Origin of the sequence: Sutcliffiella halmapala (assembly GCF_050107295.1) — a bacterium.
Taxonomy (GTDB): Bacteria; Bacillota; Bacilli; order Bacillales; family Bacillaceae_I; genus Sutcliffiella_A; species Sutcliffiella_A halmapala_A.
In genome coordinates this window covers 1-261 of the sequence record NZ_JBNIKR010000045.1, presented here as the reverse complement: position 1 = coordinate 261, position 261 = coordinate 1, and the positions used below count along the sequence as shown (strand labels likewise).

Genomic DNA, 261 nt, shown 5'->3' with positions numbered 1-261 from the left:
AGCATCTTCTAATTCTTGTTGGAGTGTTTGGCATTGCTCGTTTGAGTTAAATAATTCCTGCTGGACTGTTTGGCATTGGTGCTGTGATTCTTCCAATTCTTGTTGAATAGTTTGGCATTGTTCTTTGAAGTCGTCTAATTCCTGCTGGACGGCTTGATATTGCTGTTTTGAGTCATCTAAATCGTTCTGCAAGGTTTGGCATTGTTGTTTAGCATCTTCTAATTCTTGTTGGAGTGTTTGGCATTGCTCGTTTGAGTTAAA

At 39.1% G+C, this 261-nt stretch carries 1 protein-coding gene; it reads right to left on the bottom strand.

Annotated elements, in window-relative coordinates; all coding sequences use genetic code 11:
* Positions 1-261, bottom strand: a 261-nt coding sequence (locus ACQCT5_RS22995; protein ID WP_499645418.1) for a hypothetical protein, incomplete at both ends; no start/stop codon positions are given.